We start from the raw sequence: 16,384 nt of genomic DNA on the forward strand, positions 1-16,384 counted from the left end.
ATCCTAGACGGCGGCGCCCGCGTTCGGGTCGTTCGGGTCGCTGTCCTTGCGCGCACCGCCGCCCTTCACCAGGTCCTCGCGCTTGATGCCCAGCCACATCGCGATCGCGGCGGCCACGAACACCGAGGAATAGATGCCGAACAGGATGCCGATGGTCAGCGCCATGGCGAAATAGTGCAGCGTGGGGCCGCCGAACAGCAACATGGAAAGCACCATGACCTGGGTCGAGCCGTGCGTGATGATGGTGCGGCTGATGGTGGAGGTGATCGCGTTGTCGATGATCTGCACCGTGTTCAGCTTGCGCAGGCGCCGGAAGTTCTCGCGGATCCGGTCGAAGATCACCACCGACTCGTTCACCGAGTAGCCCAGCACCGCCAGCACCGCCGCCAGCACCGCCAGCGAGAACTCCCACTGGAAGAAGGCGAAGAAGCCCAGGATGATGACCACGTCGTGCAGGTTGGCGATGATGGCCGCCACCGCGAACTTCCACTCGAAGCGGAAGGCCAGGTAGATCATGATGCCGGCGACCACGAAGGCCAGGGCCTTCAGGCCGTCCGTGGCCAGCTCTTCGCCGACCTGCGGTCCCACGAACTCGGTGCGGCGAAGCTGCACGGTGCTGTCGCTCGCGCGCAACGCCGAGAGCACCTTCTCGCTCTGCTGGGCCGAGCTCACGCCCTTCTGGGCCGGCAGGCGGATCAGCACGTCGCGGGCGGTACCGAAGTTCTGCACCTGCACGTCGGGCAGGCCCAGGGCGGCCACCGACTGGCGCACCTTCTCCACCTCCACCGGCTGGGTGTAGGCGACTTCCATCACCGTGCCGCCGGTGAACTCCACCGAGAGGTGCAACCCGCGGGTGACCAGGAAGAAGACGGCGGCGGCGAAGGTGATGAAGGAAATCACGTTGAAGATCAACGCGTTTTCCATGAACGGGATGTCCCGTCGTATGCGGAAGAACTCCATGGCGGCTCTGGCCTCACTCTGCCTTGTTGGTTATAGCGCCGTCAGCGCCGGGTCGCCATACCGTACCGATGGACACGGTCTTCAGTCGCTTTTGCCGGCCGTACCAGAGGTTCACCAGGCCGCGCGAGAAGAACACCGCGGAGAACATGGAGGTCAGGATGCCGATGCAGTGAACCACGGCAAAGCCGCGCACCGGGCCCGAGCCGAAGGCCAGCAGCGCCAGGCCGGCGATCAGGGTGGTGATGTTGGAGTCGAAGATGGTGCCCCAGGCGCGTTCGTAGCCGGCGTTGATGGCCGCCTGGGGTGACGCGCCCAGCCGCAGTTCCTCGCGCACGCGCTCGTTGATCAGCACGTTTGAGTCGATCGCCATGCCCAGGGCCAGCGCCATGGCCGCCATGCCGGGCAAGGTCAGCGTGGCCTGCAGCATCGACAGCACCGCCACCAGCAGCAGCAGGTTGACGGCCAGCGACAGGCCCGAGAACAGGCCGAACAGCATGTAGTACACCGCCATGAAGGCGCAGATCACCGCGAAGCCCCAGGCCACGCTGTGGAAGCCCTTGGTGATGTTGTCCTTGCCCAGGGTCGGGCCGATGGTGTATTCCTCGATGATCTCCATGGGCGCGGCGAGCGAGCCGGCGCGCAGCAGCAGCGCCGTGTCGTTGGCTTCCACGGTGGTCATGCGACCGGAGATCTGCACCCGGCCGCCACCGATCTCGCTGCGGATCACGGGCGCGGTGACGACCTCGCCCTTGCCCTTCTCGAACAGCAGGATGGCCATGCGCTTGCCCACGTTCTCGCGCGTGACGTCGCGGAAGATGCGCGAGCCCTTGGCGTCCAGGGTCAGGTGCACCGCGGGCTCCTGGCTCTGGCCGTCGAAGCCCGGCTGGGCGTCGGTCAGGTTCTCGCCGGTCAGGATGACCTGTTTCTTGACCACCACGGCCTGACCGTTGCGGTCCATGAACTTCTCGTCGCCGAAGGGCACGGGCGCGCTGCCCAACTCGGCGGCGCGGGCCTCGGTGCCCTCGTCCACCATGCGCACCTCCAGGGTGGCGGTGCGGCCCAGGATGTCCTTGGCCTTGGCGGTGTCCTGCACGCCCGGCAGCTGCACCACGATGCGGTCGGCGCCCTGCTGCTGGATCACCGGCTCGGCCACGCCCAGCTCGTTGATCCGGTTGTGCAGCGTGACCATGTTCTGCTTGAGCGCCTGCTCCTGCACGCGGCGGGCCGCTTCCGGCTTGATGGTCGCCACCAGGCGCAGGTCGCTGCTGCCGTTGCCGGCGGGACCGTCGGTCTCCTGCAGGTCGGGGAACTGCTCGGCCAGCACGGCCTTGGCCGCGGCCAGGGCAGCCGCATCGCCGAACAGCACCTCCACGGACTGGCCGTTGCGGGTGATGCCGTTGTGGCGGATGGTCTTCTCGCGCAGCGCGGTGCGCAGGTCGCCAGCGAGCGACTCGGCCTTCTTGGACAGGGCCGCCTGCATGTCCACCTGCAGCATGAAGTGCACGCCGCCGCGCAGGTCCAGGCCCAGGTACATGGGCATGGCGTTGATCGCCGACAGCCAGCGCGGCGAGAGGGAGATCATGTTGACCGCCACCACGTAGCCCGGGTCGTTCGGGTCGGTGTTCAGCGCCTTCTGGATCGCGTCCTTGGCCTTGAGCTGCACCTCGTCGGTGGCGAAGCGGGCCTTCACGCCCGTGGCGTCCAGCGTGACCGCATCCGGCTGGATGCCGGCCTGCTCCAGCGCCTGCCGCACGCGCGCCTGCGTGCTGGCATCGATCCGGACGGAGGATTTGCCCGAGGACACCTGCACCGCGGGCGCCTCGCCGAAGACGTTGGGCACCGCGTACAGCAGGCCCACCACCAGCGCGACCAGGATGATCGCGTACTTCCAGACCGGGTAGCGGTTCATCGCCCGGCGCTTACTTCAGCGTGCCCTTGGGCAGGACCTGCACCACGGCGCTGCGCTGCACCTGCACTTCGACGCCGCTGGCGATCTCCACGGCGAGGTAGACGTCGCCCAGCTTGCTGACCTTGCCGACCAGGCCGCCGGAGGTGGCCACCTCGTCGCCCTTGGCCAGCGCCTCGATCATGGACTTGTGCTCCTTCTGGCGCTTCATCTGCGGCCGGATCATCACGAAGTAGAGCACCACGAACATGAGCACCAGCGGCAGCATGCTCATGAGGGAGGACTGCATGTCGCCGCCGGCGGCGCCGGCGGTCTGTGCGAAGGCGGAAGAAATGAACACGTTGGCTCCAGGGGAAGGCGGGACGCGCGGACGGACCGCCCGCAGGCGGCGCCGCGCGCAAAACCACGGATTGTAAGTGGGGCCCGGCACCGGGGCGCCGCCCCGGGCAACAGCCCCTCAGGCCGCTTGCCGCCGGCCGGCCGGCTCGGCGTCCAGCGCCTGCCAGCGCTCGCGCGCGGCGGCCAGGTTGCGCGCCTTCACGTGGCCGAAGCCCTTGATCTGCTCCGGCACGCGGGCCACCTCCAGCGCGTGGGCGTGGCCGGTGGCGTCCAGGCCGGCCAGCAGGCGCTCGACGCGGCCCATGTACTCGCCGATCAGCGCCCGCTCGGTGCGGCGCTCCTCGGTGTGGCCGAAGGGGTCGAGCGCGCTGCCGCGCAGGCCCTTGAAGCGCGCCAGCAGGCGCAGCGCCAGCACCGTGGCCGGGCCGAACTTGCGCTTGAGCAGCTCGCCCTTCTCGTTCCTGGCCGACAGCGCCGGCGGGGCCAGGTGGTAGTGGATCTTGAAGTCGCCCTCGAACTGGGCCTCGACCTTTTCGCGGAAGCCGGTCTGCGTGTGCAGCCGGGCCACCTCGTACTCGTCCTTGTAGGCCATGAGCTTGAAGAGCGACTTCGCCACCGCCTCGGCCAGGCTGCTGCGGCCCAGCGGGGCCTCGGCCGCGCGAACCTTCTCGACGAATTCGCGATAGCGGCGGGCGTAGGCGGCGTCCTGGTAGGCGGTGAGGAATTCGGCCCGGCGCGCAACCAGGGTGTCCAGGATCTCGCGCGGCTTGAAATCGATCACCTGCGCCGGGGCCAGCTGCTTCTCCACCGCGGCCCAGTCGTGGGCGGCGCGGCGGCCCCACTCGAAGGCGGCCTTGTTGGCCTCGACCTGCACCGCGTTGAGTTCCATGGCGCGCAGCAGCGAGTCCCGGCCCAGCGGGATCCAGCCCTTCTGCCAGGCGTAGCCCAGCATCATGGGGTTGGTGTAGATGCTGTCGCCCAGCAGGCGGGTGGCGGCGAGGTCGGCATTGAAGATGCCCACGCCCGCGGCGCCCACGGCCTGCGTCACTTCCGCCGCACAGGCGTCGGCCGGGTTGGCCCAGTTGCCGTTCTTGACGAAGGCGGCGGTGGGCGTGCTGTGGCCGTTCAGCGCCACGCGGGTGCGGCCCTCGCGCATGCGCAGCGCGGTCTCCTTGCCGGCGGTGACGATGGGGTCGCAGCCGATGATGAGGTCGGCCGCGGCCATGCTCACGCGGGTGGTGCGTATGCCGTCCTGGCTGTCGCCGATCAGCACGTGGCTCCAGGTGGCGCCGCCCTTCTGGGCCAGGCCGGCGGCGTCCTGCGTGACGATGCCCTTGCCCTCGATGTGCGCCGCCATGCCCAGCAGCTGGCCGATGGTGATGACGCCGGTGCCGCCCACGCCGGCGACCACGATGCCGTAGGCCCCGTGGAGCTGCGGCAGCACCGGCTCGGGCAGGGGTGCGCCCTCGTAGGGCGAGGCCGCCTTCTGCTTCTGCTTGCCCTTGAGCTTGCCGCCCTCGACGGTGATGAAGCTGGGGCAGAAGCCCTTGAGGCAGCTGGTGTCCTTGTTGCAGGTGCTCTGGTTGATGGTGCGCTTGCGGCCGAACTCGGTCTCCAGCGGCTCCACCGACAGGCAGTTGCTCTTGGCGCTGCAGTCGCCGCAGCCCTCGCACACCAGGTCGTTGATGAAGACGCGCACGGCCGGGTCGACCATCGTGCCGCGCTTGCGGCGGCGGCGCTTCTCGGTGGCGCAGGTCTGGTCGTAGATGATGGCCGTGCAGCCTTCGATCTCACGGAACTCGCGCTGGATCGCGTCCAGCCCGTCGCGGTGCTTGACGTCGACGCCGGGCGGCAGCTGGGCCACGGTGTACTTCTCGGGCTGGTCGGTCACGACCACCAGCTGGCGCACGCCCTCGGCCATCAGGCTGTGGGCAATCTGGATCACCGAGTGGCCCTCGGGCCGCTCGCCGACCTGCTGACCGCCGGTCATGGCCACGGCGTCGTTGTAGAGCACCTTGTAGGTGATGTTCACGCCGGCCGCGATCGACTGGCGGATCGCCAGCAGGCCGCTGTGGAAGTAGGTGCCGTCGCCCAGGTTCGCGAAGACGTGCTTCTCGGTGCTGAAGGGCTGCTGGCCCACCCAGGGCACGCCCTCGCCGCCCATCTGCGTGAAGCCCACGGTGGCGCGGTCCATCCACACCGACATGAAGTGGCAGCCGATGCCGGCCATGGCGCGCGAGCCCTCGGGCACCACGGTGGAGGTGTTGTGGGGGCAGCCCGAGCAGAACCAGGGCGTGCGGTCAGCCTGCACGTCCAGCACCTGCATGGAGCGCTCCTTGGCGTCCAGGATCGCGAGGTGGGCGTCGATGCGGGCCTGCGTGTCCGCGTCCAGCCCCAGCTTGCGCAGCCGCTGGGCGATGGCACGCGCGATCAGCGCCGGCGTGAGGTCGGCGTTGGCGCGCAGCAGGGTGTTCGCGGTCGGGTTCGCATGCGACCACTCGCCGCCGGTGAATTCGCCGTCGCTGTCGCTGAACTTGCCGACCACGTTGGGCCGCACGTCCGAGCGCCAGTTGTACAGCTCCTCCTTGAGCTGGTATTCGATGATCTGGCGCTTCTCCTCGACCACCAGGATCTCGCGCAGGCCCTGGGCGAAGGCGCGCGTGCCCTGCGCCTCCAGCGGCCAGACCACGCCGACCTTGTGCAGCCGGATGCCCAGGCGGCGGCAGGTGGCGTCGTCCAGCCCCAGGTCCAGCAGGGCCTGGCGCATGTCGTTCCAGGCCTTGCCGCTGGCGATGATGCCGAAGCGGTCGTTGGGGCCCTCGACGGCGTTGTAGTTCAGGCCGTTGGCGCGGATGTAGGCCAGCGCGGCGTACCACTTGTAGTCGAAGAGGCGCGCCTCCTGGTCGAGCGCGCCGTCCGGCCAGCGGATGTGCACGCCACCGGGCGGCATCTCGAAGTCGGTGGGGATGTGGATCTGCACCCGCTCCGGGTCGATCACCGCGGTGGCGCTGGACTCGACGATCTCCTGGATGGTCTTCATGCCCGCCCACACGCCGGCATAGCGGCTCATGGCGATGCCGTGCAGGCCCATGTCCAGCACCTCCTGCACCGTCGCCGGGAAGAACACCGGCAGGCCGCAGGCCTTGAAGATGTGGTCGCTCTGGTGCGCGGCGGTGGAGCTCTTGGCCACGTGGTCGTCACCCGCCACCGCCAGCACGCCGCCCCAGGGGGTGGTGCCCGCCATGTTGGCGTGCTTGAAGACGTCGGAGCAGCGGTCCACGCCCGGGCCCTTGCCGTACCAGATGCCGAACACGCCGTCGAACTTCTGCGTGCCTGCGGGCGCGAAGCCCAGCTGCTGCGTGCCCCACAGCGCCGTGGCGGCCAGTTCCTCGTTCACGCCCGGCTGGAACACGATGTTCTGCGCCTTGAGGTAGGCGCTGGCCTTCCACAGGGCCTGGTCGTAGCCGCCCAGGGGCGAGCCGCGATAGCCGCTGATGAAGCCGGCGGTGTTCCTGCCGGCCATCGCGTCGCGCTGGCGCTGCAGCATGGGCAGCTTGACCAGCGCCTGCACGCCGCTCATGAAGGCGCGGCCGTGGTCCAGCGCGTACTTGTCGTCCAGGGTGACCGTTTCCAGGGCCTTGCGGATGTGTTCCGGCAGCGGTGCATTCATGACCGTGTTGTCTCCAGCTTTATGAAGCGCCAGTGTAGGACGGATGCACGGATAAGTCTTTGCGTTTCATGCCCGGATTGGGCTAGGATGAGAAAGAACCTTTCCTCAAGTAGCCCATCTTGGAAACGATCGATAAGTTCGACCTGCGCATCCTGCATGAACTGCAGGCCAACGCGCGCCTGACCAACGCCGAGCTCGCGCAGCGCGTGGGCCTGTCGGCCGCGCCCTGCTGGCGGCGCGTGCGCGCCCTGGAGGAGGCCGGCTACATCAAGGGCTACCGCGCCGAGATCGACCGCCACAAGATCGGGCTGGGCGTGCTGGCCTTCGTGCGGCTCGATGCGGACCGCATCAACGCCGACAGCACGCGGCAGATGGAGGAGGCGATCCGCAGCATTCCCGAGGTGGTGTCCTGCCACTACATCAGCGGCACCGGCACCTTCGAGCTGCAGGTGGTGGCGCCCGACCTGGACAGCTTCTCGCAGTTCGCGCGCAAGACCCTGATCGCGCTGCCGAACGTGAAGGACCTGCACACCAGCTTCTCGCTCGGCGAGGTCAAGGCGCCCAGCAGCCTGCCGCTGGCGCACCTGGGCCCGCTGCGCTGAAGGCCCGCGCGCCGCTCAGGAGCGCGGCCACAGCACCCACAGATGCAGGGGCTGCTTCAGCCGCCCGGCCAGCTCGCCGGCTTCCGGCCCCCAGCCGGTGAAATAGTCGGCCCGCACCGCGCCCGTGATCGCGCTGCCGGTGTCCTGGGCGAACACCAGCCGGCGCAGCTGCACCGCCGGCCCGCTGGAGGCCAGCCACACTGGCGTGCCATAGGGAATGCTGTCCTTGTCCACGGCGATCGAGCGCCCGGGCGTGAGCGCCACGCCCTGCGCGCCGCGCGGGCCGAAGCCAGCGTCGAAGTCGGCCAGCGGCTCTTCGCGGAAGAACACGTAGCGCGGGTTGCTCCAGAGCAGCTCGCTGGCCCGCTGCGGGTTCTGCACCAGCCAGGCGCGTATGCCGGGCCAGCTCGCGTCGCGCACCGCGCCCTGCTGCAGCAGCGCCGTGCCTATGCTGCGGTAGGGCTGTTCGTTGGAGCCCGCGAAGGCCAGCCGCACCAGCTTCTGCGTGCCATCGGGCTCGGTGACGCGCAGGCGGCCCGAGCCCTGGATCTGCAGCACCAGCGCGTCCACCGGGTCCGACAGCCAGGCGATCTCGCGGCCGCGCAGCGCGGCGCGCGCCTCGGGCAGGCTCTCGATCTCCTGGCGGGTGTACCAGGGGCGGCGCGCCATCGCGGGCGGCCGGTACAGCGGCACCGTGTGCGTGGCGTCGGGCTGGCGGGTGGCGTCCAGCAGCGGCTCGTAGTAGCCGGTCAGCAAGCCCTCGTCGCCACCCTGCAGCGTTTCCACGCGATAGGGCTGCAGGTTGCGCATCATCCAGGCCGCCTGCTCCTCGCCGCTGGCGATGGAGAGCTGGCGCGCCTGGGGGCACAGGGGCGCGATGACGGATGGCGGGCGCTCGCAGTTCTTGAGCCAGGCGTTCCAGGCCTCGTGCAGCGCGTCCTCGCCCCAGCCCGGAAGCTCGGACCAGCGCACCGGCTGCCAGCGCGCGCGCGGCAGGGCCAGCGCCGGCGGCAGCGGCGCGCCCGCATCCGCGGCCGCGGCCCCGGGTGCGGCGGACACCGGGGCCGAGGGCGGGCCCAGCGGCACGGAGGTGCAGGCGGCCATGCTTCCTACAATCGCGGCCAGCGCGGTCCACGCGCGCCACGGAACCTGTCCCATGCTTGCCCTTTTCCTCGAAGCCATGCTGGCCATGGTGGTGTTCATCTTCATCGTCTGGTGGACCATGTTCTCCGGCCGCAAGAAGGGTGAGCCGCCGCGCGACGACGAGTCGCCCCGCTAGGCCCCCGCCGGCAGGCCGCGCAGCAGGTTCGCGAGCTCGACCGCCGACTTGACCTCCATCTTGTCGAACAGCCGGGCGCGGTGCACCTCCACCGTCCGCACGCTGATGTCCAGCTGGTCGGCGATCAGCTTGTTGGGCAGGCCCTCGACCACCAGGCGCATCACGTCGCGCTCGCGCTCGGTCAGCTCCGCCAGCCGGGCCTGCAGCCGCAGCTGCTCGCGCCGCGCCGACAGGGCCAGCGCCGACAGGGCCAGCGCCTTCTCGATGCGGTCGACCAGCGCGTTGTCGGAGAAAGGCTTCTCGCAGAAATCGAAGGCGCCGCGCTTGACCAGGTCGACCGCTGTCGGCACGTCGGCGTGCCCGGTCAGGAAGATGACCGGCATCAGGGCCGCGAGCGCGCGCGCCTGCAGCTGCTCGAACAGCGCCAGCCCGCTCATGCCCGGCATGCGCACGTCCAGCAGCAGGCAGCAGGGCTCGGCCGGCTCGTGGCCCGCCATGCGGGCCAGGAAGTCCTCGGCGCTGGCGAAGGGTTCGCTCAGCAGGCGCCGGGTGCGCAGCAGCCAGGCGAGGGCCTCGCGCACGCCCGCGTCGTCGTCGACGATGAACACGGTGGCGGCCTGCGCAGGTTGCATGGAGGGCGGGGGATTCAGTGCGCCGGCGCGGCCGGCAGGGTGAACCGGAAGATCGTACCGCGCGCCTCGCGGGCCTCGAAGGCGAGGAAACCGCCATGCTGCTCCACCACCGTGCGGCACAGCGACAGCCCCAGGCCCATGCCCTCGGCCTTGGTGGTGAAGAAGGGGGTGAACAGCTGCTGGCGGACCTCGGGCGCGATGCCCGGCCCGACGTCGGCCACGGAGAATTCCAGCCAGGCCTTGCCGCCGGCCCCGGGCACCTGGCGCACCGCCATCAGCAGGGACGGATCTTCCACGGCGGCCTCGTCCATCGCCTGCATGGCGTTGCGCGCCAGGTTCAGCAGCACCTGCTCGACCATGGTGCGGTCGCACTGCACCGGCGGCAGGCCGGGGGCCAGCCGGGTGCTCACGCGCACGCCCAGCTTGCGCGCCTGCAGGTTCACCAGCGGCATCACCGCGTCCAGCAGCTGGCCGGCCGCCACCGGCTCGCGCGCGCTCTCGCGCCGCCGCACGAAGTCGTGCACGCTGCGGATCACGCGGCCCGCGCGCTCGGCCTGCTCGGCGATGCGCCGCATGGCCAGCGCGATGTCGCCCAGCGGCTCCGCGTCCGCCGGCCCGGCCCCGGCCGGCTGCGCCTGCAGCAGGTTGAGCGAGCCGGTCGCGTAGCTGGCGATCGCCGCCAGCGGCTGGTTCAGCTCGTGCGAGAGCAGCGAGGCCATCTCGCCCACGGTGGCGAGGCGGGCGGTCGCCTGCAGGCGCTCCTGGCTGGCACGCGAGAGCTCCTCCACGCGGCGCTGCTCGCTGATGTCCAGGATCGCGCTCATCCAGCCGGTCTGCACGCCATGCTGGTTGATCAGCGGCGCCTCGATGATGAGCACCGGGAAGCGGCGTCCGTCCTGGCGCATGAAGATGGACTCGAAGCCCTCGCGCGGCGGCGTCGCCTGGGCCGACAGGCGCACCGCCTGGCGCTGGCTGTACTCGGCGGCCAGCTCCGAGGGCCAGTAGGGCTGGGGCGAACCATGGCCGACCAGGGCCTCGGCCGGGAACCCCACCATCTGGCAGAAGGCGGGGTTGACGTAGGTGGTGCGGCCCTCGAGATCGCGCGCGCGCAAGCCGGTCACCAGGGAATCCTCCATGGCCTTGCGGAAGGCCAGCGCATCGGCCAGGTCGCGTTCGACCTGCAGGCGCCGGCGCGTGTCCTTGGCCAGCAGCCACAGCACCAGCAGCAGCGCCACCGACATGGCGGCGACCAGGGCGGTGAGCACGTTGGGGAACAGCTGCGGCGCGCCGCGCCAGCTGTCCAGGCGCAGCACCAGGGTCTCGCCGGGCAGGTCCAGCAGCTGCCTGGAGCTGAAGACCTGGCCGCCCCGCGGCGCGATGCCGCGCACCGCCAGCCGGGTGCCGTCGGCCTCGGTGAAGGACAGGTCCTGGCTGCGCGTGAGCGACTGGCTCACCATGCCGCCCAGGATCTCGCTGAGCGCGTAGGTGGCGACCAGGTACTCGGCCGGCTGCCCCATGTGCGCCAGCGGCAGGCACAGCTCCATCACCTCCAGGCCCAGGCCGTCGGCCTGCGGCAGGAAGTAGCTGGGCGCATAGGCCGGCCCCGAGAGGCGGCGCGCGTTCGTGCAGGCCTGCGCCACGTCGGGCTCGGCGTTGTCGCGGCCCAGCCGGTCGTAGGCGCCGGGGCGGTAGGGCGTTCCGGCCGAGGCGCGGACGCGCAGCCCGGCATCGCGCCACTCCAGGCGCAGCCATTCGCGGTGCTCGCCCAGCAGCGCCTGGGCGCGGCGCTGCCACTCGCCGGGCGCGGGCTCGCCCGATTGCAGGGCCTGCAGCGTCTGCACGTTGCGCCCCAGGCCGGCCCGGATGTCCGCCAGGGCCTCGGCGTTGTCCCGCTCCACGCGCTCCTGGGCCCGGCTGCTCTCGTAGCGCCCGGCCAGCCACACCAGCGTCACCAGCAGGCTGGCCACCAGCAGCAGCAGCGCGGTCCACAGCAGCCAGCGCCCGGTGCCGGGCGCGCGTCGCCAGGCGAAGCCCGCCGGGTTCACAGGACGCGGTGCTCCAGCGCCGGAAGCTGGGCGCGCAGGCGCTGCTGCTGCTGCGGGTCCAGGTCGGCCAGCACCACGCCTTCGCCCTCCTCGCGCCGGGCCAGCACCTGGCCCCAGGGGTCGGCCACCAGGGTGTGGCCCCAGGTGCGGCGTCCGTTCTCGTGCGTGCCGCCCTGCGCGGGCGCCACCACCCAGGCCAGGTTCTCGATCGCACGGGCCCGCAGAAGCACCTCCCAGTGGGCCTGGCCGGTGGTCCAGGTGAAGGCGCTGGGCACCAGCAGCACGTCGGCCGCCAGCGCCCGGTACAGCTCGGGGAAGCGCAGGTCGTAGCAGACGGACAGGCCGATGCGCCAGCGATGGCCGTCGCGCGAGGGCAGGTCGAAGGCCACCGGCTCGCGGCCCGGCTCGATCAGGCGCGATTCGTCGTAGCGCTCGCGGCCGTTGTCGAACCAGAACAGGTGGATCTTGTCGTAGCGCGCCGCCAGGCTGCCATCGGGCGCGTACACCAGGTGGGTGTTGCGCACATGGGCCGCGTCCCCGGCGGCCAGCGGCAGCGTGCCGCCGGCCAGCCACAGCCCGAACTCGCGCGCGGCACCGGCGAGGAAGGCCTGGATCGGCCCCTCGCCGGCGGCCTCGCGCACCGCCAGCTTGTCACCGTCCACGCGGCCCATGAGGCAGAAATACTCGGGCAGCACCGCGAGTTCGGCACCGGCGCGCGCCGCCTGCTCGAGCAGACGGCGCGCGGCCTCGAGGTTGGCCTGCACCGAGGTGGCGGACACCATCTGGATCGCGGCGACTTTCATGGACGGCTTTCTGGCGTGTCAGTTGGTGCCCGCGCGGGGCGGCTGGGCGGCGGCGGCCTCGGTGGCCGCGCCGCGCGGAATGCGGGTGACCTGCGGGTCGGACCAGGTGCCGCCGACGTGGAATTCCTGCGTGGCGGCGCGGATCAGCGGCTGGCGCAGCACCAGCTGCGCCAGGAAGCTGCCCAGGCCGATCGCCGGGTTGATCACGCTGGCCACCAGAGAGGCGGTCCCGGCGTTGATCTCGGGCACCACCACCACCTTGATGTCCTGCGTCTCGCGCGCGATGTCGGCCTTGCCGTCCATGAGCACGGCGGCGTTGACACCCTTCATCTGCAGGTTGTTGGTGGCGGCGATGCCGTCCTGGATGGTGATGTCGCCACGCACGAAATCGAAGGCGAAGCCCTCGCTGAAGACGTCCCGGAAGTCCAGCGCCAGGCGGCGCGGCAAGGCCTGCAGGCTGAGCACGCCCAGCAGCTTGGCCAGCCCCGGGTCGGCCTTGAGGAACTGCCCGGCCTCCACGTTGACGTTGAAGGCGCCGTCCATGCTGGCGTAGTTGAGCGAGAGCGGCGAGCCCAGCCAGGCCACCTGGCCCTCCATGCGGCCACGGCCGCGCTGCAGCACGTCCTTCATGCCGAAGCGGGCGAGCAGCTGTCCGGAATCGGCGATGTCGAGCCGGAAGCGCAGGGCGGTGCGCATGCGCTCGGGCGCGGGCCGGGCGCCGCGCGGCGGCGGCGCGGCCGAGGGCGGCGCCGCCAGCACGGCCCAGTTGCCGGTGGCGGAGAAGCTGGCCTCGGGCAGGCTGAGGTTCATGCGCGAGAGCCGCCACTCGCGCTGCGCCCCCGCGCCCCGGTTCTGCGCCTCGACCTCGAGCCTGCCGAGCTTGCGGCCCTTCAGCTCGAACTCGTCCACCACCACGTCCAGGGCCGGCAGGGCCGAGGGCTGCTCGTCGATCAGGGTCTCGACCTCGCGGGCGGCCTGCGCGGCCAGCGACAGCCGGGACAGCCGTGCGTAGACCCGCGCCGGACCGGCGCTGGCCTGGCGGTATTCGATGTAGCCGCCCAGTTCCGCCCCGTCCACGTTGGCGCGCCAGGTGCCGCCCTCGCGCGAGCCGCCCAGCACCACGTTGTGCAGGGCCCGCCCGTCCAGCACCAGCTCGCGCGCCCGCAGCGCCATGACGGTGGGCAGGTAGGACTGCAGGCTGGACGCCGCGCTGGCGGCCGGGGCGCTGCCGTTCGCCGCGGCGGCCGGCCCGCGGGCGGACGCCTGCGACGACGAGAAGAGCTCGGACCAGCTGTCCAGGTTGACCGCGCCCAGGTTGACGTTGGCCGCCACGCCCTGCTCGGGCGCGGCCACGGATTCGCCGGGCGCCAGGCCCAGGGCCAGCGTGCCGCGCAGCACGCGGGGATCGGGGCCCGAGAGGTCTCGCAGGTAGCTGACCTGCAGCAGGCGGCCGAGGTCCAGGCTGAGCTGGTCCTGCAGCCGCCCGCTGGCGGCCGGGGCCGCCGCCGATTCGCGGGTGAGCGCGGTTTCGAAGCGCAGGGGCAGGCTCTGCTCCGCTGTCTTGGCCAGCGGCGGCGGCAGGTTTACGGCCAGCCCCTGCAGGGTGCTCGCGACGGTGACCTCGGGCACGCCGCGCCGCACCAGCACGCCCACGCTGTAGGGGGCGCTGCCGGTCGCGTCGCGGGCCAGGCGGGCCACGAAGCCCAGCTCGCGCGCCTGGCGCAGGCCCTCGGCCGTGGCGGTGCCCGTGGCGCGGATCTGGACCCAGGTCTCCGGCCGCGGCCCCGGGGCCGGCCGGGTGCCGCCCTCGATGCGCACGTCCCCGCCCAGCGCACGGGCCTGCGTGCCCGTGAGCGTGAAGCCGCGCTCGTTGAAGGCGACGGTGCCGCGCGCGCGGGCCAGCAGCGGGATGTCGGGCGTGAGCTGCACGTCGTTGCCGGCGAGCAGCACGCTGCCCTGCACGCGTGACTTGTCCAGGCTGGCCACGGGCAGCTCGAGCTTGAGCCGCACCTCGGTCGGGCCGGTGGCGCTGGCGCGGGCCAGGCTCTGGCTGACCAGCTCGCGGATGGGCGAGCCATTCACCACCGCCAGCGCGTCGGGCAGCGGGCCCTTGATGTCGGCCGTGACGCCGACGGTGGTGGCGTCCAGGTTGGGGATCTGGGCCTCGGCGCGGAACTGCAGCCCCGGCGCCCCCAGGATGCGGCCTGTGGCGCCCTTGACCGCCATGCCGGCGCGCTCGAAGACCAACTCGCCGCTGAGCTGGGTGAGCGCGGGCCAGGCCGGCCCGCTCGGGGTGGCGCTGCGCGGCACGTAGGCGAGGGTGGCGTTGCGCACCTCGGTGCTGATGCGGAAATCGCCCTGGCGCGGGCTGCGGAACGGGAAGTCGGCCAGGTCGCCGCGCACCCGCACCTTGCCGCCGCTGGCCTGGCCGCTGAGCACGGCCTCGCGCACATAGCTGCGCGCCTCCTGGGGAACGCCCAGGGGCAGGTAGCGCCAGATGCGGGCCCCGTCGGCGCGCGCGATGGTGGCCTGCAGGTCCAGCACGCCGGGGAAGCGTCGCGCGCCCGTGCCGGTCTTCCAGCTGGCCTGCAGCTCGCCCTGGGCGTCGGCGTTGCTGAAGCGCAGGCCGTTCACGCTGGCCGAGATCGCGGGGCCATCGAGCTTCCATTGCAGGTCGGCCGAGAGATCGTCCATGCGCAGCAGCGGGTCCTCGAACACACCCGGCAGGTCCAGCAGGCCGTTGTGCAGGCGGATGCGGCCCTTGCCGCCGGCCTGGGTCAGGTCCAGGTCCACGCTGGCGCCGCGCACGCCCGGCGTCGCGCCATGCCCCGGGTGGCCGGCGCTGGCCGCCAGTGCCGGTTGCGCCGCGATCTCCAGGCCGCTGGCCCGCACCCGGGCCTGGTAGCTCTGCAAGGCGTCCAGCGGGCCGGTCCAGCGGGCCTGCAGCAGCTCCACCTCGCCGCGCGGCGCATAGGCCGTCAGCGCGTCGTGCGTCGCCTGCGACAGGGGCAGCCGCGCCGCGACCTGGCCCAGGGCGAACAGGTCCAGCCGGTCGGCGCGCAGCTCGCCCTGCGGCGGGTGCTGGCCGGAGGCGTCCAGCCAGCGCAGGAAGACGTTGCCGCCCGGCCAGCGCTGGCCTTCGCGGGTCTGGAACTGCAGCCCCGTGGTCTCCAGCTCGAAGCCGCCGTCCAGCCGCTTGCCGCCCAGGCGGCCCGAGATCGAGGCCAGCGCCAGCGGCGCCAGCCGGGGGCCCAGCGTGGTGTCCACGTCGGCCAGCGCCAGGTCGGCGGTGCCGCCGGTGACGACCCCGTGGGCCACGTCGGCCCAGGCGCGCACGGCGCCGTGGCCATGGCTGACCTGGATGCCCAGGTCGGCGTAGCGCCCCAGCTCGGTCACGTCGACGCGGGCGAAATCCGCGTGCAGCTGGCCGTCCCAGTCGCGCCAATGGCCGGCATGCGTGGACAGCAGGGGCTGGCGGAAGATGCCGCGCAGGCTGAAGCGCTCGCCCCAGGCGGTGGGCGGCGTCGCGTCCAGGCGGATCGCATGGCGCCGGGCGCCGTTGCGCACCACCAGGTCCACGTGCTCCAGCGCCAGGGGCGCCGCGCCCCGCATCTCGTCATGCCAGCGCACCGTGCCCTCGTGGATCACGAATTCGGGCTGCTCGAAGAACCAGTCGGCGCCGCCGCCCCCGGCGCCGCCCCGGGCCAGGTCCAGGCCTGCGACGTGGACGCGGCCGTCGGCGTCGCGCCGGATGTCGATCTCCGGCCGGTCGATGTACAACTGCTCGAAGCCCAGGGCCAGCACCGAGCGCGGCGACAGCGAGGCCAGCACCCGCGGCAGCAGCAGGGCGGGCCGGCCGGCCGCGTCGAGCAGGGCGACCTCCCTGAGCTCGAAGGAGGGGATGAATCCCTCCGTCAGCACCTCGATGCTGCCGATGCGCACGGGTACCCCCAGCACGCGCGAGGCCTCGGCTTCGACCCGGGGGCGCATCTCGCCGATTCGCGGCACAATCCACTGATGGAGAGCACCCCAGGCCAGCACCAGCGCGAGCCAGGCTGCCAGCAGCAACCAGAGCGCCAGCTTCGCCACGGCGGCATAGGCCCGCAGCGGGCCTGAGGGTTTCGTCGGGCGGTGGGTCATGAAAACAT

The 16,384-nt window shown here is 71.7% G+C and carries 10 protein-coding genes; 1 reads left to right on the plus strand and 9 read right to left on the minus strand.

Translation table 11 applies throughout. The features are described from left to right. Nucleotides 1-3 precede the first annotated feature (3 nt). From secF to IM725_RS02325, 4 genes are all read right to left on the minus strand, one after another. The gene (gene secF / locus IM725_RS02310) at nt 4-960 is read right to left on the minus strand and encodes a protein translocase subunit SecF (RefSeq protein ID WP_193778954.1); all 957 of its coding nucleotides are present in this window, start codon (nt 958-960) and stop codon (nt 4-6) included. A gap of 13 nt (nt 961-973) precedes the next feature. Next, the gene (gene secD / locus IM725_RS02315; RefSeq protein WP_193778955.1) at nt 974-2,869 is read right to left on the minus strand and encodes a protein translocase subunit SecD; all 1,896 of its coding nucleotides are present in this window, start codon (nt 2,867-2,869) and stop codon (nt 974-976) included. Nucleotides 2,870-2,879: 10 nt separating this feature from the next. After that, a complete protein-coding gene (yajC, locus tag IM725_RS02320) occupies nt 2,880-3,206 on the minus strand; it encodes a preprotein translocase subunit YajC (RefSeq protein WP_193778956.1) in 327 nt (108 codons plus the stop codon). Between the two features lie 117 nt (nt 3,207-3,323). Further along, complete coding sequence (locus IM725_RS02325; protein WP_193778957.1) at nt 3,324-6,875, minus strand: indolepyruvate ferredoxin oxidoreductase family protein; 3,552 nt, start codon at nt 6,873-6,875, stop codon at nt 3,324-3,326. A gap of 119 nt (nt 6,876-6,994) precedes the next feature. On the opposite strand from IM725_RS02325, the gene IM725_RS02330 reads away from it, so the two are divergent. Further along, nucleotides 6,995-7,477, plus strand: a complete 483-nt coding sequence (locus IM725_RS02330) for an Lrp/AsnC family transcriptional regulator (RefSeq protein ID WP_193778958.1) — start codon at nt 6,995-6,997, stop codon at nt 7,475-7,477. Nucleotides 7,478-7,492: 15 nt separating this feature from the next. Here IM725_RS02330 and mltA read toward each other — a convergent pair whose 3' ends face one another. The 5 genes from mltA to IM725_RS02355 are packed head-to-tail and all read right to left on the minus strand — an operon-like array spanning nt 7,493 to nt 16,376. Beyond that, a complete protein-coding gene (gene mltA / locus IM725_RS02335) occupies nt 7,493-8,701 on the minus strand; it encodes a murein transglycosylase A (protein ID WP_193778959.1) in 1,209 nt (402 codons plus the stop codon). 51 nt (nt 8,702-8,752) lie between these two features. Continuing rightward, the gene (locus IM725_RS02340) at nt 8,753-9,388 is read right to left on the minus strand and encodes a response regulator transcription factor (RefSeq protein ID WP_193778960.1); all 636 of its coding nucleotides are present in this window, start codon (nt 9,386-9,388) and stop codon (nt 8,753-8,755) included. Nucleotides 9,389-9,402: 14 nt separating this feature from the next. Then, nucleotides 9,403-11,433, minus strand: a complete 2,031-nt coding sequence (locus IM725_RS02345) for a sensor histidine kinase (RefSeq protein ID WP_287065290.1) — start codon at nt 11,431-11,433, stop codon at nt 9,403-9,405. After that, nucleotides 11,430-12,236, minus strand: coding sequence for a carbon-nitrogen hydrolase family protein (locus tag IM725_RS02350; RefSeq protein ID WP_193778961.1), 807 nt, complete (start codon nt 12,234-12,236; stop codon nt 11,430-11,432). The genes IM725_RS02345 and IM725_RS02350 overlap by 4 nt, the downstream gene beginning before the upstream one ends. Nucleotides 12,237-12,254: 18 nt before the next feature. Continuing rightward, nucleotides 12,255-16,376 carry a YhdP family protein gene (locus IM725_RS02355; RefSeq protein ID WP_193778962.1) on the minus strand — a complete coding sequence of 1,374 codons (4,122 nt, stop codon included), beginning with the start codon at nt 16,374-16,376 and terminating at the stop codon, nt 12,255-12,257. Nucleotides 16,377-16,384: the final 8 nt, after the last annotated feature.

The organism is Ramlibacter aquaticus, from assembly GCF_015159745.1.
Classification (GTDB): domain Bacteria; phylum Pseudomonadota; class Gammaproteobacteria; order Burkholderiales; family Burkholderiaceae_C; genus Ramlibacter; species Ramlibacter aquaticus.